Annotated in this window: 19 protein-coding genes; 11 read left to right on the forward strand and 8 right to left on the reverse strand. The window is 68.7% G+C overall.

Annotation, left to right across the window (positions count from 1 at the left end; all coding sequences use genetic code 11):
* Positions 1-24 precede the first annotated feature (24 nt).
* The 8 genes from H9656_RS13085 to H9656_RS13120 all read left to right on the forward strand — a co-directional run bounded on the left by H9656_RS13085 (position 25) and on the right by H9656_RS13120 (position 7,363).
* On the forward strand, positions 25-1,296 hold the full coding sequence (locus tag H9656_RS13085) for an MFS transporter (RefSeq protein ID WP_191744693.1): 1,272 nt from the start codon (positions 25-27) through the stop codon (positions 1,294-1,296).
* 174 nt (positions 1,297-1,470) lie between these two features.
* On the forward strand, positions 1,471-1,668 hold the full coding sequence (gene rpmI / locus H9656_RS13090; RefSeq protein ID WP_003166435.1) for a 50S ribosomal protein L35: 198 nt from the start codon (positions 1,471-1,473) through the stop codon (positions 1,666-1,668).
* Between the two features lie 108 nt (positions 1,669-1,776).
* The gene (gene rplT / locus H9656_RS13095) at positions 1,777-2,130 is read left to right on the forward strand and encodes a 50S ribosomal protein L20 (RefSeq protein WP_191744694.1); all 354 of its coding nucleotides are present in this window, start codon (positions 1,777-1,779) and stop codon (positions 2,128-2,130) included.
* An 88-nt stretch (positions 2,131-2,218) separates the two neighbouring features.
* Positions 2,219-3,295 carry a phenylalanine--tRNA ligase subunit alpha gene (gene pheS, locus H9656_RS13100; RefSeq protein WP_003168751.1) on the forward strand — a complete coding sequence of 359 codons (1,077 nt, stop codon included), beginning with the start codon at positions 2,219-2,221 and terminating at the stop codon, positions 3,293-3,295.
* A 14-nt stretch (positions 3,296-3,309) separates the two neighbouring features.
* The gene (locus H9656_RS13105) at positions 3,310-3,738 is read left to right on the forward strand and encodes a hypothetical protein (protein WP_024355060.1); all 429 of its coding nucleotides are present in this window, start codon (positions 3,310-3,312) and stop codon (positions 3,736-3,738) included.
* A 62-nt stretch (positions 3,739-3,800) separates the two neighbouring features.
* A complete protein-coding gene (locus H9656_RS13110; RefSeq protein WP_024355059.1) occupies positions 3,801-4,193 on the forward strand; it encodes a pentapeptide repeat-containing protein in 393 nt (130 codons plus the stop codon).
* Positions 4,190-6,583, forward strand: a complete 2,394-nt coding sequence (pheT, locus tag H9656_RS13115; RefSeq protein WP_191744695.1) for a phenylalanine--tRNA ligase subunit beta — start codon at positions 4,190-4,192, stop codon at positions 6,581-6,583. The genes H9656_RS13110 and pheT overlap by 4 nt, the downstream gene beginning before the upstream one ends.
* 159 nt (positions 6,584-6,742) lie before the next feature.
* A complete protein-coding gene (locus H9656_RS13120; protein ID WP_191744696.1) occupies positions 6,743-7,363 on the forward strand; it encodes a DUF1134 domain-containing protein in 621 nt (206 codons plus the stop codon).
* Between the two features lie 82 nt (positions 7,364-7,445).
* Here the strand turns inward: H9656_RS13120 and H9656_RS13125 are convergent, their stop codons facing one another.
* From H9656_RS13125 to glmS, 5 genes are all read right to left on the reverse strand, one after another.
* Positions 7,446-8,324, reverse strand: a complete 879-nt coding sequence (locus tag H9656_RS13125; RefSeq protein WP_191744697.1) for a Rossmann-fold NAD(P)-binding domain-containing protein — start codon at positions 8,322-8,324, stop codon at positions 7,446-7,448.
* Between the two features lie 14 nt (positions 8,325-8,338).
* Positions 8,339-9,568, reverse strand: coding sequence for an NAD-dependent epimerase/dehydratase family protein (locus tag H9656_RS13130; RefSeq protein WP_191744698.1), 1,230 nt, complete (start codon positions 9,566-9,568; stop codon positions 8,339-8,341).
* A gap of 107 nt (positions 9,569-9,675) precedes the next feature.
* Entirely contained in the window at positions 9,676-10,041 is a 366-nt protein-coding gene (locus tag H9656_RS13135) for a UrcA family protein (protein ID WP_191744699.1), read from the reverse strand.
* Positions 10,042-10,211: 170 nt separating this feature from the next.
* Positions 10,212-11,090, reverse strand: a complete 879-nt coding sequence (gene galU / locus H9656_RS13140; protein WP_191744700.1) for a UTP--glucose-1-phosphate uridylyltransferase GalU — start codon at positions 11,088-11,090, stop codon at positions 10,212-10,214.
* Positions 11,091-11,173: 83 nt separating this feature from the next.
* Complete coding sequence (glmS, locus tag H9656_RS13145; RefSeq protein ID WP_191744701.1) at positions 11,174-12,988, reverse strand: glutamine--fructose-6-phosphate transaminase (isomerizing); 1,815 nt, start codon at positions 12,986-12,988, stop codon at positions 11,174-11,176.
* A gap of 184 nt (positions 12,989-13,172) precedes the next feature.
* Between glmS and glmM the strand changes: the two genes are divergently transcribed.
* On the forward strand, positions 13,173-14,522 hold the full coding sequence (gene glmM, locus H9656_RS13150) for a phosphoglucosamine mutase (RefSeq protein WP_191744702.1): 1,350 nt from the start codon (positions 13,173-13,175) through the stop codon (positions 14,520-14,522).
* Positions 14,523-14,541: 19 nt separating this feature from the next.
* On the opposite strand, the gene H9656_RS13155 is transcribed toward glmM, so the two are convergent.
* The 3 genes from H9656_RS13155 to H9656_RS13165 all read right to left on the reverse strand — a co-directional run bounded on the left by H9656_RS13155 (position 14,542) and on the right by H9656_RS13165 (position 18,792).
* Positions 14,542-15,828 (reverse strand): cystathionine gamma-synthase family protein, encoded by a 1,287-nt coding sequence (locus H9656_RS13155; protein ID WP_191744703.1) that lies wholly within the window; start codon positions 15,826-15,828, stop codon positions 14,542-14,544.
* A gap of 113 nt (positions 15,829-15,941) precedes the next feature.
* Complete coding sequence (locus tag H9656_RS13160) at positions 15,942-17,249, reverse strand: FAD/NAD(P)-binding protein (protein WP_191744704.1); 1,308 nt, start codon at positions 17,247-17,249, stop codon at positions 15,942-15,944.
* 43 nt (positions 17,250-17,292) lie between these two features.
* A complete protein-coding gene (locus H9656_RS13165; RefSeq protein ID WP_191744705.1) occupies positions 17,293-18,792 on the reverse strand; it encodes a phosphomannomutase/phosphoglucomutase in 1,500 nt (499 codons plus the stop codon).
* 196 nt (positions 18,793-18,988) lie between these two features.
* On the opposite strand from H9656_RS13165, the gene gpmA reads away from it, so the two are divergent.
* Positions 18,989-19,714 (forward strand): 2,3-diphosphoglycerate-dependent phosphoglycerate mutase, encoded by a 726-nt coding sequence (gene gpmA / locus H9656_RS13170; RefSeq protein WP_191744706.1) that lies wholly within the window; start codon positions 18,989-18,991, stop codon positions 19,712-19,714.
* Complete coding sequence (gene ribD / locus H9656_RS13175; protein WP_191744707.1) at positions 19,711-20,340, forward strand: bifunctional diaminohydroxyphosphoribosylaminopyrimidine deaminase/5-amino-6-(5-phosphoribosylamino)uracil reductase RibD; 630 nt, start codon at positions 19,711-19,713, stop codon at positions 20,338-20,340. Before gpmA ends, ribD begins: the two co-directional genes overlap by 4 nt.
* The last annotated feature ends 62 nt before the right edge of the window (positions 20,341-20,402 follow it).

Raw genomic sequence — 20,402 nt, forward strand, 5'->3', positions numbered from 1 at the left:
CCGAAAATGGTCTAAGGCGGGACCATGTCCGTTTCCCTGTCTCCCAAGGCGCAGGCGCCGACCCTGGCGGTTCTGTTCGCGGTGGTCTTCATCAATCTGGTCGGGTTCGGGTTGGTGGTGCCGCTGCTGCCGTTCTTCGCGCAGAGCCTGCAGGCCGAGCCTTGGCAGATCACCCTGATGTTTTCGGCCTACTCCCTGGGCCAGTTCTTCGCCGAGCCCTTCTGGGGGCGGCTGTCGGACCGCATCGGACGCAAACCGGTGCTGCTGGTCACCCTGGCCGCCAACGCCCTGGGCTATCTGTTGCTGGCGTTTGCGCCGACCATCTGGGCGGCGATCCTGGTGCGGCTGTTCACTGGACTAGGCGCGGGCAATATCTCGACAGTCCAGGGTTATATCGCCGACGTCACCCCGCCGGAGCGCCGGGCCGGCCGCATGGGGATGATCGGCGCCGCCTTTGGTCTGGGCTTCATCGTCGGGCCGGGCCTGGGCGGGCTGCTGGTCCAGCCGCAGATGGGACATGTCGGCTATCAACTGCCGATCTTCGCCGCCTCGGGCGCAGCCGTGCTGGCGGCGCTGGGCGTGATGTTCTTCCTGCGCGAGAGCCGCTCGCGGGCGGATCCGGCGGCGCCGCGTCCGGCCTTCCTGTCGGGCGTCAGCTTCGCCCGCAGCGACGAGGTGATCTCGCGCGTGCTGATGGTCAGTCTGATCTATCTGGCGGGCTTCTCGGCGATGGAGGCGGCCTTCGGCCTGTGGGCGGAGCAGCGCTATGCCTGGACGGCGCGCGAGGTGGGCCTCAGCTTCATGATCGTGGGTCTGATCTCGGCGGTGAACCAGGGACTGGTTGCCGGGCGGTTGGCGCGGCGCTTCGGCGAGGCGCGGGTGCTGGCGGCGGGGATGCTGTTGTTCGGCCTGTCCCTGATCCTTCAGGTCGCGGCTCCCCCTGCCTGGTTCCCTGCAGGGCGGATCGACCTGGGTCTGTTCGCCATCCCCGTCTCGGCCGGCTGGATCATTCCCATCGTCATGGGGATCGGCGCCTGCGGCATGTCGCTGGCCATGCCCAACATCTCGGCGCTGATCAGCCGCTCGTCGCCGCCGGACCGGCAAGGCGCCATGTTGGGGCTGAACATGGCGGCGGGCTCGATGGCCCGGATCGTCGGACCCATCGTCGCCGGGATCCTGTATTCAGCGGTCGGGCCGGACTGGCCCTTCCTGGTCGGCGCCGTTCTGACCCTTCCGGCGGCGGCCATGGCGCTCAACGCCGGGCGCGCGGTGCGTCGCCGCACGGCTCAGGCGTGATCAGTCCGGCGCGGACTCTTCTTGCCTCGCGCCGCCGTTTGGCGTAGAAGCCGCGCCTTCGCGTACCGGATCGCCGGGCGAACAGGCATGCCTGGGCGGTCTTAAATCAGGTTAGCGCTGATCGGGCTCAAGCAGCTCGAAGAGCGGTAGCCCTCTAAAAGACAGAGAGTGAAAATGCCGAAGCTGAAGACGAAGTCGGGCGCCAAGAAGCGCTTCAAATTCACCGCGACGGGCAAGGTCAAAGCTGGCGTGGCCGGCAAGCGCCACCGCCTGATCAGCCACAACTCGAAGTACATCCGCCAGAATCGCGGCACTTCGGTCATGGCCGACGCCGACGCCAAGAAGATCAAGTCCTACATGCCGTACGCCTGATCGGCGCGCGCAGACACGATCTCTCAACCGCATAGAATTTGAACTAAGTCCCTCAATCAGCACGGCCCCGCGGGCCGAGCATAGGGACTTCCCGAAGGGAAATTTACAATGGCTCGCGTCACCCGGGGCGTCACCGCCCACGCCAAGCACAAGAAGGTCCTGAAGCAGGCCAAGGGCTTCTACGGCCGCCGCAAGAACACCATCCGCGCCGCCAAGGCCGCGGTGGATCGCGCCGGTCAGTACGCCTACCGCGACCGTCGCAACAAGAAGCGCTCGTTCCGCGCCCTGTGGATCCAGCGCATCAACGCCGCGGCCCGCACCGAAGGCTTCACCTACTCGCAATTCATGCACGGCCTGAACAAGGCGGGCATCGAGCTGGACCGCAAGGTTCTGGCCGCCATCGCCGCCGATGAAGCCGGCTTCAAGGGCATCGCCGACAAGGTTCGCGCGGCCCTCGCTTAAGCCTTTCTCCCACACGGGATGAAGCAAAAGCCCTCCGGTTCGCGCCGGGGGGCTTTTTGCTTTCGATCCTAACGGCTAGACGACCTGCATGACCGATCTCGCTCAACTGGAACTGGACCTCATCAACGCCATCGGCTCGGCCGAGAGCGTGGCGGGTCTGGAGGACATCCGCGTCGCCGCCCTCGGCAAGTCCGGCTCGATCTCGGGCCTGCTGAAAGGCATGGGGGCGCTGAGCCCGGATGAGCGCCGCGAGCGCGGCCCCGTCATCAACGGCCTGCGCGACCGGGTGTCGTCGGCCCTGACGGCCCGCAAGGCCGAGCTGGAGGCCGCCGAACTGGACGCCCGCCTGCTGGCCGAACGCGTCGACCTGACCCTGCCCAGCCGTCCGCGGCGCAAGGGCGGGGTGCATCCGACCATGCAGGTCATGGACGAGATGGTCGCCGTTTTCGCCGACATGGGCTTCTCGGTCGCCGAGGGGCCGGACATCGAGGACGACTTCCACAACTTCACGGCCCTGAACTTCCCGCCCAAGCATCCGGCGCGGGAGATGCACGACACCTTCTTCCTGAAGCCTGACCCGGAAACGGGCGAGCGCAAGGTGCTGCGCACCCACACCAGCCCGGTGCAGGTCCGCACCATGATGTCGCAGACGCCGCCGATCCGCATCATCGCGCCGGGCCGCACCTTCCGTAAGGATTCGGACGCGACCCACACGCCGATGTTCCACCAGATCGAGGGTCTGGTGATCGATCGCGACATCCACATGGGCCACCTGAAGACGACGCTGGAGACCTTCATCGCCCGCTTCTTCGAGCTGGACGACGTGCACGCCCGCTTCCGCCCGCACCACTTCCCCTTCACCGAGCCGTCGGCCGAGATGGACATCCGCTGCGACCGTTCCGGCGGCAAGCTGACCCTGAACGAGGGCGAGGACTGGCTGGAGATTCTGGGCTGCGGGATGGTGCACCCGAACGTGCTGCGCAACTGCGGCATCGACCCGGATGAGTATCAGGGCTTCGCCTTCGGCATGGGCGTCGACCGCCTGGCCATGCTGAAATACGGGGTGCCGGATCTGCGCCCCATGTTCGAGGCCGACACGCGCTGGCTGGCGCACTACGGCTTCTCCGCCTTCGCCGCGCCGAACCCGGCGTCGGGCCTCAGCTGAACTGGAACACGCCAATGACCGACCAGACCACGATGTCGCCCGAAGAAAAGCTGGGCCGCGAGATCGTCGCCCGCACCGAGTTTGAGAAGGAAGCCGTCTGGCTGCCGTCTCTGGCCGTGCATCACATGAACGCCGGACAGGTCTTCATCGACGGCAAGACCTTCACTGAATGCCTGATCGAAGGCCCGGCGGTCATGGCGATCATGAACGGCACCAGCTTTGACGGCTGCAATATGGGCGTGGCCGAAGACCCGCGCACCCTGCTGCTGGACCCACGCGGCGAGATGATCGCCGGGGCGATCGGTATGTCCAACTGCCGTTTCGTGCGCTGCCGCTTCGTGCAGGTGGCCTTTACCGGGGCCAAGGAGGCGCTGGACGACATGGAGCAGGGCCTGTTGAGCGCGCGCGCCGAGGCGAGAACTCAGGCGCAAACGAAGGGATGAGGTCTGCAGGCGCCGGGAGCGGCGCCGCCGGCTTCCCTTCTGGTTTTTGAAAGATCACTCCAATGACTGACACCACCATCACCCTCGAAGCGCTCGGCCCCGGCCCCACCTATGTCGGCAAGAACGTGTGGCTGCCCCAGCTGTTCATGGAGACGGCGCGCGCCGGCCTGCCCGTCATCGAGAACCGCCGCTTCGAGAACTGTCTGATGGAAGGGCCGGCTGTCCTGCTGCCGCTGGAAGGCTGCAACTTCGATGGCTGCAACATGGGCGACGCCAAGGGCGATCCGCGCAACCTGATGCTGACGCCGCTGGGGCCGCAGCGCGTCACCGGGCCGATCCCGTTCAAGAACTGCCAGTTCATCAACTGCAACTTCCTGGGCGTCGGCTTCACCGGCCCGTCGGAGTTCATTGACAACATGGTGGCGGTTCTCTCCCAGCCGGGACCGGCGCAATGAAGTTCACGCTTTCCTGGCTGAAGGCCCACCTCGACACGGAGGCCGAGGTCGATCAGGTCGCTGAGGCCATGACCATGGCCGGGCTGGAAGTCGAGGACGTCCACGACCCCATCGCCGCCGTGGCACCTTTCACGGTCGCCAAGATCGTGTCGGCCGAACGTCACCCCAACGCCGACCGCCTGCAGGTCTGCCAGGTCGAGACCGTGGACGGGCTGAAAGAGATCGTCTGCGGCGCTCCGAACGCGCGCGCAGGGCTGACGACCATCTACGCTCCCATCGGCGCCTATGTGCCGGGCCTTGGCGTGACCCTGATCGAGAAGCCGGTGCGCGGCGTGGTGTCCAACGGCATGCTGTGCTCGGGCGCCGAGCTGGAGCTGCCCGACGACAGCGACGGCATCCTGGAGCTGTCCGACGAACTGCAGGTCGGGACCCCGGCGGCGGGCGTCTTCGGCGCCGAGCCGGTCGTCGACTTCGAGGTGACGCCGAACCGTCCCGACTGGCTGGGCGTGGCCGGCATCGCCCGCGACCTGGCCGCCGCCGGGCTCGGCAAGCTGACGACGCCGGAGATCGTGCCGGTCGCCGGGGCTTTCGACAGCCCCGTCTCGGTGACGCTGGAGGCGCCCGAACTGTGCCCGGTCTTCGCCGGTCGCGTGATCCGCGGCGTCCGCAACGGCCCGTCGCCGGAGTGGCTGCAGCAGCGGCTGACGGCCATCGGCCTGCGTCCGATCAATCGCCTCGTCGACATCACCAACCTGATTTCCTACGACCGCGCGCGGCCGCTGCACGTCTATGACCTGGCCAGCCTGTCGGGCGACGGGATCGTCGTGCGCGCCGGTCGCGGCGAGGCCGATCAGATCGAGGCGCTGGACGGCAAGACCTATGCGCCGGGCGCTGCCGACTGCGTTATCGCCGACGCCGGGGGCCAGCGCGCCATCGGCCTGGGCGGCGTCATGGGCGGCGTCTCCACCGGCTGTTCGGACGAGACGGTCGACGTCTTCGTCGAAAGCGCCTGGTTCGATCCCATCGCCACGGCCCAGACGGGTCGCTCGCTGGGGATCAACTCGGACGCGCAGTATCGCTTTGCGCGCGGCGTGGACACGGCCTCGGTCGTGCCGGGGCTGGAGCTGGCGACGCAGCTGATCCTCGACCTGTGCGGCGGCGAGCCGTCGACGGTCACGGCAGCGGGCGCCGCGCCGGCCGCACCCGCCGCCTTCGCCTTCGACCCGGCCTATGTGAAGCGACTGTCGGGCATGGAGCTGAGCGACGACCGGATCTTCGAGATCCTGTTCGCCCTGGGCTTCACCGTCATGCGCGGCTCGCCCTGGTCGGTGACGCCGCCGTCCTGGCGCCGCGACATCGAAGGCCCGGCCGATCTGGTCGAGGAGGTCGCCCGCATTGAGGGCTACGCCGCGCTGCCGGATGCGCCCCTGCCGCCCATCGCACCGGCGCCAGGCGGGGTGCTCAGCCCGCGTCAGGCGCGCGCGCGCACGGCCCGTCGCGCCCTGGCGGCCCTGGGCTATGCCGAGGCCGTCACCTGGTCCTTCACCAAGCAGTCGATCGCGGTCCTGTTCGGCGGCGGGGACGAGCGTCTGGTGCTGGAGAACCCCATCGCGGCCGATCTGGACTGCATGCGGCCCTCGGCCCTGCCGAACCTGATCCAGGCGGCGGCGCGCAACGCCGCGCGCGGCCACGCCGACGTCGCCCTGTTCGAGATCGGCCCCATCTATCTGGACGACCAGCCGACCGGCCAGCGCACCGTCATCGCCGGCCTTATCGCGCCGCACGCCGACCGTCACTGGGGCGGGACGGGGGAGGACCCCCTGTTCGCGCTGAAGGGCGACCTGCTGGCCGTGCTGGAAGAGATCGGCGCCCCGGTCGCCTCCCTGCAACTGGCCCAGGGCTCGAACCGCGACTGGTGGCACCCCGGCCGTTCGGCCCGGCTGCAACTGGGCCCCAAGAACGTCATCGTCGAGTTCGGCGCCCTGCACCCGCGCGTGCTGAAGGCGCTGGACGCCGACGGACCCATGCTGGCATTCGAGATCGTGCTGGATTCCGTGCCCGAACCGCGCGGCAAGTCGGGCAAGGCGCGCGGCGCGGCGGACCTGCCGAACCTGATGCCCCTGACCCGCGACTTCGCCTTCCTGATGGACGAGGCCAAGGCCGTGGGCGACCTGACCCGCGCCGTAGCGGGCGCCGACAAGGCGCTGATCGTCGACGTCCGGGTCTTCGACGTCTATCGCGGCCAGGGCGTGCCGGAAGGCCAGAAGTCGGTCGCCATTGAGGTCGAAATCCAGCCTCGCGCCGCCACCCTGGCCGAGGCCGAGATCGAGGCCCTGATGGCTAAGGTCAAGGCGGCGGCCGCCAAGGCCGGCGGAACGCTGCGGGCCTGAATGCAGATGAATCCGGCGGGCTGGAGCCCGGGCCGCCGGAACTTCTGCGGCCAAGCAATCTTCGGTTAACCTTAAAGCCCCAAGGCTGCCTTAAAAGGCACGGACGGTAGGCCAAGCCCGCGACGACGGGCGGACCGTCCTTAGCCGGGAGCCTCGACCATGCACCGCCGCCAACTGATCCGCACCAGCCTCGGCCTCGCCGCCGCCGGCGCCCTGCCCGCCGGCCTCGGCGCCTGCGCCAGCCGCCCGCCGGCCGATCCCAACTATCCGATCGCCTCGGACCAGAACGCTCAGGCGTATACCTTTGACGAACTGGTCGCCGCCGGTTCGCGCGAGCTGGGCATCGCCGCCGAGGCCATGGGCGGCGCCATCGAGCGCATCTTCGCCGAACAGGGCGACCGCCCGACCGCCTATATCGCGGGCGAGGAAGGGGCGGGCGCTGTCGTGGCCGGCCTGCGCTATGGCCGCGGGGCCCTGCACATGAAGGATCTGTCGGCGTCGCAGGAAGTGTACTGGCAGGGCGCCTCGATCGGCTGGGACTGGGGCGGCAACGCCAGCCGGGTCTTCACCCTGGTCTACGGCCTCTATCACCCCGACATGCTCTATCGCCGCTATCCGGGCGTCGAGGGCTCAGCCTATCTGGTGGCCGGCCTGGGCGTGAACTATCAGCGCGCCGACGGCATCGTCCTAGCCCCGATCCGCACCGGCGTCGGCGTGCGCCTGGGCGCCAATGTCGGCACCATGAGCTACAGCCGCCAGCGCAACATTCTGCCTTTCTAAGTCCGCTATGCTCGGGTCGCGGACCCTCGCGGCTTGAGCGAAAAGAAGGCGCGTCGATTTCGGTCGGCGCGCCTTTCGCATGTCAGGGGGCCTTCTCGGCGAGGATCGCCTCAAGCCCCTCGCGGTAGGACGGGTATCGCGGACGCCAGCCCAGTTCGGCCTTGGCGCGGGCGTTGGAGACGCGCTTGGAGTCCAGGTAGAAGCGGCGCATGGCCTCGCTGACTTCGGGATCGGTCCAGTCGACTTCGGGCGGGCGCGGCAGGCCCAGGCGTTCGGCGGCCCAGGCGGTGACGACGTCGGCGGAGGTCGGCTCGTCGTCGGTCAGGTTGTAGACGCCGCCCGGCCGGGGCCGGGCCATCGAGGCGAACAGGCCGGAGACGATGTCGTCGACATGGATGCGGTTGAACACCTGGCCGGGCTTCTTCACCAGGCGGGCGTTTCCGGCGCGCAGACGATCGATGACGCTGCGGCCAGGGCCGTAGAAGCCGGGGAGGCGGAAGACCTGCAGCGTCAGCCCCATGCCCTGGGCGCCGTCCAGCCAGTCACGCTCGACCCGCGCGCGTCGTGCGCCCGCCAGGGTGGCGGCGTTCAGCGGATCGCCTTCGAAGACCCAGCCGCCTGCCCGGTCGCCATAGACGGCGGTGGAGGAGGCATAGCCGATCCAGTCGGGCCAGGCGTCAGCGGCCAGAGGCGTCAGGGCGCGCAGGGCCGGGCAGCCGTGGACGTCCGGCGGCGTCGTGATCAGCACGGCCTGCGCGGCGGCCAGGGCCTCGCCCAGAGCCTTGGCGTCAGTCGGATCGACCGGCGCGATTCCCTTCGCCGCCAGCAGCCGGCGGGTTTCGGGATCGCGCGAGGTGGCGGAGGCGCGGCCGCCGCGGCGCAGGGCCTCGCGCGCCGCCGCCTGTCCCAGATAGCCGCCGCCGAACACCAGGAGAGACGGGGCGTCGGCGGACGTGGTCATCGGGCTTTGGTCTCTCAGGCGGACAGGACGCGGGCAGGCGAGGCGGCGGAGCCTTCAGTCTCGGCGCGAAGGGCGTCGGCGCGGCCGGCGTTCCAGGCGGTGACGCAGGGGATCTTGCTCCGGTCGGCCCGGTCGGCGTAGCGGCGGGCGACCTCAGTCACGTCGGCCATCAGCCCCTCGGCCAGGGTGATGGGCTTCAGCCCGAGCTCGCGGAATTGATCATTGGCGACGACCAGTTCGTTCTCGTCGGCCTCCTGGCGCGGATTGGCGACGTTGTGGACTTCAGCGCCGGTCATGTCCGCCACCATCTGCGCCAGGTCGCGGACACGGCGGCTCTCGGTCATCTGGTTGAGGATCTTGACCCGTTCGCCGCGCTGGGGCGGGTTCTTCAGGGCCAGTTCGACGCAGCGCACCGTGTCCTGGATGTGGATGAAGGCCCGCGTCTGGCCGCCCGAGCCGTGCACGGTCAGCGGATAGCCGACAGCCGCCTGCATCAGGAAGCGGTTCAGCACCGTGCCGTAGTCGCCGTCGTAGTCGAAGCGGTTGATCAGGCGCTCGTCCTGCTTCGTTTCCTCGGTCTGGGCCCCCCAGACGATGCCCTGGTGCAGGTCGGTGATCCGCAGGGCGTCGTTCTTGGCGTAGAACTGGAACAGCAGGGCGTCCTGCGTCTTGGTCATGTGGTAGATGCTGCCGGGGTTCGGCGGGAACAGGATTTCCTGCTCGGTGGGGCCGTGGTCGGTGTCGACCGTCACCTTCAGATAGCCCTCGGGGATGCGCAGGCCCGCCGTGGTGTAGCCATAGACCCCCATGGTCCCCAGGTGGGCCAGGTGCACGTCCCGCCCGCTCTCGACGATGGCGGCCAGCAGATGGTTGGTGGCGTTCAGATTGTTGTCGACGGTGTAGAGCTTGTGCCGCGCCGACTTCATCGAATAGGGCGCGGCGCGCTGTTCGGCGAAATGGACAACGCTGTCGGGCGCCCAGTCCTTGATCAGAGCGACCAGACGGTCGAACTCCTTGCCGACCGTCAGATTGACGAAGTCGATGGTGCGGCCTGACACCTGTTTCCACGCGGCGATGCGCTCGCCCATGGTGCGGATCGGGGTCAGCGAGCGGATCTCCAGCTCGTTGTCGATGTTGCGGCGGCTGAGGTTGTCGACGATCAACACCTCCCAGCCGCGCGCCGACAGATGCAGAGCCGTGGGCCAGCCGCAGAAGCCGTCGCCGCCGAGGATGATTACGCGCATTCGTCGAACCCCAGTCTGTCCTGTCTTCACCAGTCCTGCCTAGCCCATGGCGCAAGGCGGCGAAAGCGGGATGAATGCGCGTGGCGGCCGACGGCGACAGCTGAGGGCTAGGAGGCGCGCTTGACGATGGCGGTCAGGGAGGCGCTCCGCGAGGCGGTCTGGGCCGTTGTCGCGATGCGGGTCCCTATCTGGCCTCGGGCGTCCGCCAGGGCCTCGCGAACGCACAGGTGACGCACGCGATAGTGGCTGATGACCAAGTGGGCGTCGTCGCACACACGTCGCGCCGCCAGATTCAGGCGGCGGTCGAGAACGCGGGCCTGTTCGGGCCGGCTCAGGTCCAGATCGGCGTAGGATACGATGACGATGTCGTCAGCCGCGCTTTGTGGCTGGTGCTGGGCCTGACTGGGGGTTTGCGCACCGAGGGTCGCGGCGCTCGCGATCATCACGGCGGCGCTGAGGATCATAGTATGCATGTCGCATCTCCTGATCGCCCGCTCGCCGTGCGTTCTCCTTCCGCCAGGGTCGGCGCCCGACTGGACGCGGATGATACGCCCCGTGGGCCACCCGCGCTCGATCAGAAATCGGCCGTTCCACCGGCTCCGTTACACAAAAACGTGCAGCGGCCCCCCAAGAGGCGGCCAGTTCAGAGCAGGCTTTCGATCGCGGCGCGGGCGGCGTCGCCCAGGTCGGGGCGTTTCAGGGCCAGGGCGACGTTGGCGCGCAGCAGGCCGATCTTGTCGCCGCAGTCGTGGGTCACGCCCTCATACTCATAGGCGGTGAAGGTCTGCGACTGCATCAGCCGCGCCATGGCGTCCGTCAGCTGGATCTCGCCACCGGCGCCGCGCTCCTGCGTCTCCAGCAGGTCGAAGATCTCCGGCTGCAGGATGTAGCGGCCCGAGATAGACATGTTCGAGGGCGCCGTGCCCTGGGCTGGCTTTTCGACCATGCCCTTCATGCCGTAGCGGCGACCGTCGTTGGTCGAGGGATCGATGATGCCGTATTTGTGGGTGTCGGCCTCAGGCACGGCCTCGACGCCGATGACGTTGCCGCCGACCTCGGCGTAGACCTTGGCCAGCTGCTTCAGGGCGCCGGGCTGCGAATCCACGATGACGTCGGGCAGGATGACGGCGAAGGGCTCGGGGCCGATGATGTCGCGGGCGCACCAGACGGCGTGGCCCAAACCCTTGGGCTGCATCTGGCGGGTGAAGCTCATTTCGCCGGCCTGGGCCAGTTCGGCGTTCATGGCCGCCAGGATCTCGGTCTTGCCCTTGGCCGCCAGCTGAGCCTCGAGCTCGATCTGGTGGTCGAAATAGTCCTCGATCGCTTGTTTGGCGCGGCCGGTGACGAAGACGATATGCTCGATCCCCGCCTCGCGCGCCTCTTCCACGATGTAGGAGAGGATCGGCCGGTCGACGACGTTCAGCAGCTCCTTCGGCGTGGTCTTGGTGCCGGGCAGAACCCGCGTGCCGAGACCGGCCACGGGCAGGACCGCCTTGCGAAGGCGGGCGGGGGAGGTCGTCATGGATGGTCCTGATCAGCCTTGGGGCGCCTGTCATAGGCGCAATTTGTGAAGCTTCCAAACGCCCCCGGACCGATCGGGTTCGCCTATTCCACCGTCACCGACTTGGCCAGGTTGCGCGGCTGGTCGACGTCGGTGCCCTTCTGAACGGCGGTGTAGTAGGCGAGCAGCTGCATCGGCACGGCGTAGACCAGAGGCGCGATCAGGGCCGGGCAGTCGGGGGCGTGGACGCGGCGGACGCCCGCCCCGTGCAGGGCCGGCGCCGTCTCGGGCGTGATCATGATGACCGGCCCGCCGCGCGCGGCGACTTCCTGCAGGTTGGAGGCGGTCTTCTCGAACAGGTCGTCCAGCGGGGCCAGGGCGACGGTCGGGGTGGCCTCGTCGATCAGGGCGATGGGGCCGTGTTTCAGTTCGCCCGCGGCATAGCCCTCGGCGTGGATATAGCTGATCTCCTTCAGCTTGAGCGCGCCTTCCATGGCCAACGGGAACATCGGGCCGCGGCCCAGGAACAGCACGTCGCGCGCCTTAGCCAGGTCGAGCGTCAGGGCGTGGATGCCCGCGTCCATCTGCAGGGCCTCGGCGATCAGGCGCGGGGCCTCGAACAGGGCCTTGACCAGTTCAGCTTCCTGAACGGCGTCGATCCGGCCGCGCGCGACGCCCGCCGCCACGGCCAGCGACAGCAGGGCGGCGACCTGGGCGGTGAAAGCCTTGGTCGAGGCGACGCCGATCTCGGGGCCGGCATGGGTGGGCCACAGGATCTCTGCCTCGCGCGCCATCGAGGAGGTGTGGACGTTGACGACGGCGGCGGTCTTCAGCCCCTGCGCCTTGCACCATTTCAGGCCGGCCAGGGTGTCGGCGGTCTCGCCCGACTGGCTGACGGCGACGGCCAGCGTGCCGGGCGACAGGGCCGGGTCGCGGTAGCGGAACTCTGAGGCGATCTCGACGTCGCAGGGCAGGCCGGCGTATTTCTCAAAGGCGTATCTGCCGATCTGGGCGGCGTAGAAGGCCGTGCCGCAGGCGACGATCTGGATGCGGCTCAGAGCGGCGAAGTCCACGGCTTGAACCTTGGCCTTGCCGGAGACCAGGTCCAGGTATTCCGACAGGGTGTGCTGGACGCTGTCGGGCTGTTCGTGGATCTCCTTTTCCATGAAGTGGCGGTACTCGCCCTTCTCGACCAGGGCCGAGGAGGCCGAGACCTGGACCACGGCGCGGTCGGCCGGGCGGCCCGAGGCGTCGAACATGCGCGCGCCGGTGCGGGTCACGGCGACGAAATCGCCTTCCTCCAGATAGGAGATTTTCTGGGTGAAGGGGCCGACGGCCAGGGCGTCCGAGCCCAGGTACATCTCGCCCTCGCCCCAGCCGACGACCAGGGGACTGCCCCGGCGCGCGCCCAGGATCAGCTCATCCTCGCCCTCGATCAGCACGGCCAGGGCATAGGCGCCGGTCAGACGATCCAGCGTCGCCTTGAAGGCGTCCAGCGGCGCCATGCCGGCGGCCAGCTTGTGGTCCAGCAGATGGGCGACGACCTCGGTGTCGGTCTGGCTTTCGAAGACGCGGCCCTCAGCCTCCATCTCCGCCTTCAGCTCGGCGAAGTTCTCGATGATGCCGTTGTGGACCAGGCAGACGCGCCCGGCCTTGTGCGGGTGGGCGTTGGTCGTCGTCGGCGCGCCATGGGTGGCCCAGCGGGTGTGGCCGATGCCGACGGTTCCGGCGACCGGCTCGGCGGCCAGCACGGCCTCCAATTCGCGGATCTTGCCCTTGGCGCGGCGGCGTTCGATGCGGCCCTCTGACTGGACGGCGATCCCAGCCGAGTCGTAGCCGCGGTACTCAAGCCGCTTCAAGCTGTCGATCAGGCGAGAGACGACGGGGCCGGTTCCGGTGACGCCGATGATGCCGCACATGATGTCTGCTCCGAACGGGACGCAGCCGCCGCTTTTGCGCCGGGCCGCGAAATTGAGGTAAGCGAGAGGGTTCAGCCTCCGCCCTGGATCTCAGCTCTAGGAAATCGCGGGGGCGGCGACATCAAAAAATGGGTTTCGGAAGGTTTCTTTGCAAACTCCGGGGCCGCCAGCGAAGGACGGCCTTTTGGGCGAGAGAAAATACTTCGGCACCGATGGCATTCGCGGCCGGGCCAACACCCATCCGATGACGGCCGAGGTGGCCCTGCGCGTCGGCCTGGCCGCCGGGCGGCTGTTCCGCACCGACGACGACCGGCGCCATCTGGTGGTGATCGGCAAGGATACCCGTCTGTCCGGCTATATGATCGAGCCGGCGCTGGTGGCGGGGCTGGCCTCGGTGGGCATGGACGTGCGGACGTTCGGCCCCCTGCCGACGCCGGGCGTGGCGATGATGACCCGCTCGATGCGCGCCGATCTGGGCATCATGATCTCGGCCTCGCATAACGACTACGCCGACAACGGCATCAAGCTGTTCGGACCGGACGGCTACAAGCTGTCGGACGAGATCGAGTTGAAGATCGAAGCCATGATGGACGAGGCCCTGGACCAGGATCTGGCGCCCTCGAACAAGCTGGGCCGGGTCAAGCGCATCGACGACGCCCCGCCGCGCTATATCGAGATCGCCAAACAGGCCTTCCCCAAGCGGCTGAGCCTGAAGGGCCTGCGTATCGCCATCGACTGCGCCAACGGCGCCGGCTACCGCGTGGCGCCGACGACCCTCTATGAACTGGGCGCCGAGGTCTTTCCTGTCGGCGTCGAGCCGAACGGCCTGAACATCAACGCCGAGTGCGGCTCGACCCATCCGGCCACGGTGTCGGAGGCGGTGAAGACCTATCGTTGCGACATCGGCATCGCGCTGGATGGCGACGCCGACCGGGTCATCATCTGCGATGAAAAGGGCCATGTGGTCGACGGCGACCAGATCATGGCCCTGATCGGTCTGGACTGGGCCAAGCGCGGGCGGCTGAACGGCAAGGGCGTGGTCGCCACCGTCATGTCCAACCTGGGGCTGGAGCGCCGCCTGAAGGCCGAGGGCCTGACGCTGGAGCGCACCAAGGTCGGCGATCGCTACGTCATGGAGCGGATGCGCGAGGGCGGCTTCAACATCGGCGGCGAACAGTCGGGCCACATCATCCTGAAGGACCACGCCACGACCGGCGACGGCCTGATGGCGGCGCTCCAGGTGCTGGCGGTGCTGGTCGAGGCGGGCGCGCCGATGAGCGAGCTGGCGCGCCAGTTCGAGCCGGTGCCGCAACTGCTGAAGAACGTCCGCTACACCGCCGGAAAGCCGCTGGAAGACGCCAAGGTCAAGGCGGCGATGGCCGAGGCCGAAGCCGCTCTGAACGGCGCAGGCCGCCTGCTGGTCCGACCCTCGGGCACGGAGAAGCTGATCCGCGTCATGGCCGAGGGCGACGACGAGGCTCTGGTCAAGCGTGTGGTCCACGACGTCGCCGAGGCGGTGAAGGCGGCGGGCTGAACGCCCGCCGCTCGCGCCGTCAAATGGCGGACAGGGCCTGATCCAGGTCGGCCCACAGGTCTTCGACGTTCTCGATGCCGACCGACAGGCGCACCAGATTGTCGCCGATGCCGCTGCGCGCCTTGGCCTCCGGCGTATAGTCGGAGTGGGTCATGCTGGACGGGTGCGAGGCCAGGCTCTCGGCGCCGCCCAGGCTGACGGCCAGTTTGAACAGGCGAAGCGCGTTCAGCATACGGAAGGCCTCGGCCTCGCCGCCCGGGAGTTCGAGCGAAAAGGTCGAGCCGGAACCCTTGCACTGGGCCTCGAAGATCGTCCGCTGCTCGGGCGAGGCGTCGGGGCCGCCGGCGGTCAGGACGGCGCTGACGCGCGGGTCGGCGCGCAGGCGCTCGGCCAGGACGAGCGCGTTCTCCTGCGCCCGCTCCATGCGGATGTGCAGGGTCTCCAGACTGCGCAGCAGCAGCCAGGCGGTGTGCGGGTCGGCGGTCGTGCCGCAGATGGTCCGCATTTCGCCGACGCGCGCCATGATCTCGGCCCCGCCCAGGCAGCCGCCGGCGATCAGGTCCGAATGGCCGCCGACGTATTTGGTCAGGGAATAGAGGACGAGGTCGGCGCCCAGCTCCAGCGGGCTCTGCCACAGAGGGCCGAGGAAGGTGTTGTCGACGGCGATGACCGGCGGCTCGGCCTGGTCCAGCGCCCTGGCGCCCGAGACGGCGCGGGCGATGTCGACCAGCTGGTTGGTCGGATTGGCGGGGGTCTCCAGATAGACGGCGGCCAGGCGTCCGCCGGTCGTCTTGGCCTGCGCGGCCGCCGCGAGCATGGCCGCGTCCAGGGCGTCGGCGCCCTCGGCGGCGGGGACGCTGATCGCCTTGACGCCGTAGCGGGGCAGGATCCGGTCGAACAGGTATTCGGTGCCGCCATAGGCCGGGGCCGTATAGAGGATGACGTCGCCGGGCCGCACCAGGGCCAGCATGGCGGTCGAAATGGCGGCCATGCCGCTGGAGAAGACCAGGGCTTTGTCGGCCTTGTCCCAGACCGCGAGGCGGTCTTCGAGAATTTCGAGGTTCGGGTTGTTGATGCGCGAATAGATCAGGCCCAGCGCCTCGTCCGGGTCGCGCTGGCGCAGGCCATAAGCGACTTCGAAGAAGCGTTTGCCGTCCTCGGCCGACTTGAAGACGAAGGTCGACGCCTGGAACAGCGGCGCCTTGATCGCGCCCTCCGACAGGGCCGGATCATAGCCATAGCCCATCATCAGGGTTTCAGGCGCAAGGGTGCGGTCGCCGAGGACGCGCTGACGGTGGCGGTTCATTTTTATGTTTCCTCTCCAGACTCGGTGATAGCCGACCGCTGAAAGGGCCGCCAGCGGCTAGCTTGTTGAGCCGAGGCGTCGAGGCTAGAAAATTCGACCGCGGGCGAGGGGCGTCAGGACGCGAGTTTGCGAGCCAGCGCCTCGATCCGCTGGCGAATGTCCGGTACGGCGATCGTCTCCCAGAAGGCGGCGCGGGCGGGAGGGCCGAGGACAAAGAGGGCGGCGTCGACGGTCCCGTCGGCGTGTATGACGCGTCCGTCGGCGTCCAGGTCGAGGCCGAGGTCGACCGCGTCGATACGGGCGCGGCCTTCAGCGATCAGGGCGGCGGTCAGGGGCGCGCGCGCCGCGTCGTGGCCGGGCCCGGTGCAGTCGATCAACCAGCCGGCGGAGAGGGCTTGCATCAACCCATTCCGTGTACGGACGGTCAGGGCCGCGCTGTTGTCGCCCCCAACGACGGCGTGAGCGCGACCAGCGAGAATGGTCAGGCGTCCGCCCGTTCTCAACGCCTCCAGTTCGGCGGCGACCTCCGGGGCGATGCGGTGGCGATGCACGTCCCACCAGGGCCGCAGATGGCGCAGGAAGCGGGCGCGCTGGGCGGTCGTGGCGGCGCGCCACAGTTCGAGGGTGATCGGGCGATAGCCCTCCATGACGCGGCGCCAGCCGTGCTCGGGGGCGAGGCGTCGGGCGGTCGCCAGGCGTCGGGACAGGGCGCCGGTCAGCGCGTCGGACGGCAAGTCGAGGGGAATGTCGTGGCGGGCGCCGTGGGCCAGGGGTAGAAGCCCGCGTCGCGACACCACCGTCGCCTGTCCGCGCCAGCCCTGGGCCTGAAGCGCCAGGACGACATCGACCATGGTCAGCCCTGAGCCGAGGATCAGCACCGCGTCGTCCGCAGCGATGTGGCCCAGAGCGCCGGGCCGCCAGGGATCGGCGATGCGGCGCGGGCTGTCGCCGGCGACGGCGGGGCGCGGGGGTGGATTGCCCGTGGCCAGCACCACGGCGCGGCCGGGGATGCGCGAGCCGTCGCTGAGGATGACGGTCTCGCCCTCGATGCGGACAGCCTTGCCCGTCACGCGGCGGATGAGGCCGGGATGGGCGGCCTCGGTCTGCGCAAGCCGGTCCTGCACATAGCGGCCGTAGAGGCGGCGCGGCGCAAAGCCGTTGGGATCGGCGAAATCGGGGGCGTGGACCGCCAGCCAGTCGGTGAAGTCAGTCGGCCGGTCGGGGCGGGCGCTCATCCGTTCGGAGCGGACGTTGAGGCGGTGCGCGTCCAGCACAGCCGAATAGGCGACGCCGAGGCCGACCTGTTCGCCGCGCTCGATCAGCACCGAGGCCTGACCCTGTTCGGCCAGGCGCGCGGCCAGCATGGCGCCGGAGAACCCGCCGCCAACGATGACTACGGGGAGGGAGGCGGCGTCGTTCATGGAACGACAATTGTCCACGACGCCGCCGCGGGTCAAACCGGAATCAGATTTCCTGGTTAAAGGCGCCGATTTCCGGGTGGGCGGCCAGGCGCGGCTTCACCTCCTTGCGGAACAGGTCGCGCATGTCGTCGGCCGAGCGCATGCTCTCGACCACCACCACCAGCTCCGGCTTGTTGGACGAGGCGCGAACCAGCACCCAGGAGCCGTCCTCGAGGTGGACGCGCACGCCGTTGACGGTGATGGCCTCGACGATCTTGCGGCCGAGAATCTCGCCGCCGGAGGCCGCCAGATCCTCGTACTCCTTCACGATCCTGGCCAGGACGTCGTACTTCAGCTCGTCGTCGCAGTGCGGCGACATGGTCAGGCTGGTCCAGGCGTCAGGCAGGGCGGTCTTCAGTTCGCTGAGGCTCTTGCCGGGGTTGCGATCCAGCATGGCCAGCACGGCGCCCGCCGCCACCAGACCGTCGTCATAGCCGTGGCCCAGGTCGCCCGACAGGAAGAAGTGGCCCGACTTCTCGAACCCGGCCAGGGCGTTCAGTTCGGCGGTCTTGCGCTTGATGTAGGAGTGGCCGGTCTTCCAGTAGACGGTCGTCGCGCCGTTGGCCTTCAGCACCTCGTCGGTCTTGTACAGGCCGGTCGATTTCACATCGACGACGAAGGTGGCGTTCGGATGGATGGCCGACAGGTCGCGGGCCAGCATCAGGCCGATCTTGTCGGCGAAGATCTCCTCGCCCGTGTCGTCGACCACGCCGCAGCGGTCGCCGTCGCCATCGAAGCCGAGCGCCAGGTCGGCGCCGGTCTCCTTCACCTTGGCCGCCATCTGCACCAGCATAGCGTGATCTTCCGGGTTCGGATTGTATTTGGGGAAGGTGTAGTCGAGGTCGGTGTCCATCTCGATCACCTCGGCGCCCATCAGGCGCAGCACTTCGGGGGCGAAGGCGCCGGCCGTGCCGTTGCCGCAGGCGGCCACGACCTTCAGCGGGCGGGACAGTTTCACCTTGGACGCCACGTCCTTGATGTAGGTCTCGCGGAAGCCCTCGACGCGCTCCAGCCGGCCGCCGGCGCGGGCGACGCCCTGACCGTTCAGGACGATCTCCTTCAGGCGGCCCATTTCGTCGGGGCCGAAGGTCAGGGGGGCCTGGGCGCCCATCTTCACGCCAGTCCAGCCGTTCTCATTGTGGCTGGCGGTGACCATGGCGACGCAGGGGCAGTCCAGCGCGAACTGGGCGTAGTAGGCCATCGGCGACAGGGCCAGGCCGATGTCCAGCACCTCCATGCCGCCTTCCAGCAGGCCCAGGATCAGCGCCTGCTTGACCGACAGGGAATAGCCGCGGAAGTCGTGGCCGACGGCGATTCTGGGCGTCTGGCCGATCTCGTGGACATAGGTGGCCAGGCCGAGGCCCAAGGCCTGAATGCCCAGCAGGTTGATCTCTTTTTCCAGAATCCAGCGGGCGTCGTATTCGCGAAAGCCGGTCGGCTTGACCAGAGGCAGGGTTTCATACTCCGCAGTGTTGGGGCGGATGTCCTGACGGGGCTTTTGCATGGTTTTTCCTGGATAGGCCGCTGAGAGGCGCGGGGGCGCAAATCTGTCTGGCCCTATAGCCTCGCCCCGCACGAGAGGCCACAACGCGCGATCATTGTTATGGCTGCCGTGTCTATCCTGATGCGGCGAAACCTTGACCGCCCCCGCGTCGGGGGCCTAGCGAGAAACTCAGTTACGGATGCTCCCGGAGACCTTCATGACCCGCCTGATCCTGCTGCGCCACGGCCAGAGCCAATGGAATCTGGAGAACCGCTTCACCGGCTGGGTCGACGTCGACCTGACGGCCGAGGGCGAGGCCCAGGCTCGGCGCGGCGGCGAGCTGATCGCGCAGGCGGGGTTCAAGCCTGCCGTCATGTTCACCTCGGTGCTGAAGCGGGCCAAGCGCACCGGCGCCCTGGCTCTGGACTCGGCGGGCCTCAAGGACGTGCCGGTGATCGATGACTGGCGTCTGAACGAGCGCCACTACGGCGGGCTGACGGGGCTGGACAAGGCCGAGACGGCGGCCAAGCACGGCGAGGACCAGGTCAAGGTCTGGCGCCGCAGCTATGATGTGCCGCCGCCGCCGCTGGCGCCGGGCGGCGAGTTCGATTTCGACGCCGACCCCCGCTATGTCGGCAAGGAAATCCCGGACACCGAGAGCCTGAAGACGACGCTGGACCGGGTGCAGCCCTATTGGGACGCCGAGATCGCCCCGCGCCTGAAGGCGGGCGAGGACGTGCTGATCGCCGCCCACGGCAACTCCCTGCGCGCCATCGTCAAACTGCTGTTCGCGGTGCCGGACGACAGGATCGTCGACGTCGAGATCCCGACAGGCAACCCGCTCGAGATCGACCTGGACGCGGACCTGAAGCCGGTCGCCGCCCGCTATCTGGACGAGGGGCGGGCGCAGGCCCTGCCGCCAATCACGAGAGCGGGCGCGTGAGCGGGGCGGCCGACGACGCCGTCTTCATGCGGCGGGCCATCGACCTGGCCCTGAGCCGCATGGGCGAGACCTGGCCCAATCCGGCCGTCGGCTGCGTCCTGGTCAAGGACGGCGTCGTGCTGGCCGAGGCGGCGACCGCGCCGGGCGGACGCCCCCACGCCGAGGAACAGGCTGTGCCCGAGGCGGGCGAGGCCGTGAAGGGCGCGACCGCCTATGTGACGCTGGAGCCCTGCGGCGCCCGCTCGTCGGGCCGCAAGTCTTGCGCCCACTTCCTAGCCGAGGCCGGGGTCGAGCGGGTGGTGATCGCGGCCCTGGACCCGTCGCCCTTCGCTTCGGGGCGGGGGACGGAACGGCTGCGTCAGGCGGGCCTGGCCGTCGAGACGGGTCTGCTGGCCGAGGAGGCCGCTGTGCTGTGCGAAGGCTTCCTGCACAGGCTGGAGACCGGTCGCCCGATGGTGCGGATCAGCGAGGACGGCGCGGGCTTCGACGGCCGGTTCGCCGCCGCGCCGCGCGCCGATCTGACGACCGAGCTGAACCGGCTGGGCGAGGCAGGCTATACGCGCCTATGGACGCAGGCCGGCGAGCTGGCCGAGGCCTTGCGCGAGCAGGGGCTGCTGGCGGAGTAGCGAGGAATGCAGAAACATCCGTTTCTGCAAAGCTTCCTTAATCGGCCTTAGCCATAGTCGGG

The organism is Brevundimonas guildfordensis, from assembly GCF_014836405.1.
GTDB lineage: Bacteria > Pseudomonadota > Alphaproteobacteria > Caulobacterales > Caulobacteraceae > Brevundimonas > Brevundimonas guildfordensis.

Bases quoted from the DNA above. Each gene is read 5' to 3' on its own strand.
- H9656_RS13085 (WP_191744693.1), top strand. From the start codon at position 25: ATGTCCGTTTCCCTGTCTCCCAAGGCGCAGGCGCCGACCCTGGCGGTT.
- rpmI (WP_003166435.1), top strand. From the start codon at position 1,471: ATGCCGAAGCTGAAGACGAAGTCGGGCGCCAAGAAGCGCTTCAAATTC.
- rplT (WP_191744694.1), top strand. From the start codon at position 1,777: ATGGCTCGCGTCACCCGGGGCGTCACCGCCCACGCCAAGCACAAGAAG.
- pheS (WP_003168751.1), top strand. From the start codon at position 2,219: ATGACCGATCTCGCTCAACTGGAACTGGACCTCATCAACGCCATCGGC.
- H9656_RS13105 (WP_024355060.1), top strand. From the start codon at position 3,310: ATGACCGACCAGACCACGATGTCGCCCGAAGAAAAGCTGGGCCGCGAG.
- H9656_RS13110 (WP_024355059.1), top strand. From the start codon at position 3,801: ATGACTGACACCACCATCACCCTCGAAGCGCTCGGCCCCGGCCCCACC.
- pheT (WP_191744695.1), top strand. From the start codon at position 4,190: ATGAAGTTCACGCTTTCCTGGCTGAAGGCCCACCTCGACACGGAGGCC.
- H9656_RS13120 (WP_191744696.1), top strand. From the start codon at position 6,743: ATGCACCGCCGCCAACTGATCCGCACCAGCCTCGGCCTCGCCGCCGCC.
- H9656_RS13125 (WP_191744697.1), bottom strand. From the start codon at position 8,324: ATGACCACGTCCGCCGACGCCCCGTCTCTCCTGGTGTTCGGCGGCGGC.
- H9656_RS13130 (WP_191744698.1), bottom strand. From the start codon at position 9,568: ATGCGCGTAATCATCCTCGGCGGCGACGGCTTCTGCGGCTGGCCCACG.
- H9656_RS13135 (WP_191744699.1), bottom strand. From the start codon at position 10,041: ATGCATACTATGATCCTCAGCGCCGCCGTGATGATCGCGAGCGCCGCG.
- galU (WP_191744700.1), bottom strand. From the start codon at position 11,090: ATGACGACCTCCCCCGCCCGCCTTCGCAAGGCGGTCCTGCCCGTGGCC.
- glmS (WP_191744701.1), bottom strand. From the start codon at position 12,988: ATGTGCGGCATCATCGGCGTCACCGGAACCGGCCCCGTCGTCTCTCGC.
- H9656_RS13155 (WP_191744703.1), bottom strand. From the start codon at position 15,828: ATGAACCGCCACCGTCAGCGCGTCCTCGGCGACCGCACCCTTGCGCCT.
- H9656_RS13160 (WP_191744704.1), bottom strand. From the start codon at position 17,249: ATGAACGACGCCGCCTCCCTCCCCGTAGTCATCGTTGGCGGCGGGTTC.
- H9656_RS13165 (WP_191744705.1), bottom strand. From the start codon at position 18,792: ATGCAAAAGCCCCGTCAGGACATCCGCCCCAACACTGCGGAGTATGAA.
- gpmA (WP_191744706.1), top strand. From the start codon at position 18,989: ATGACCCGCCTGATCCTGCTGCGCCACGGCCAGAGCCAATGGAATCTG.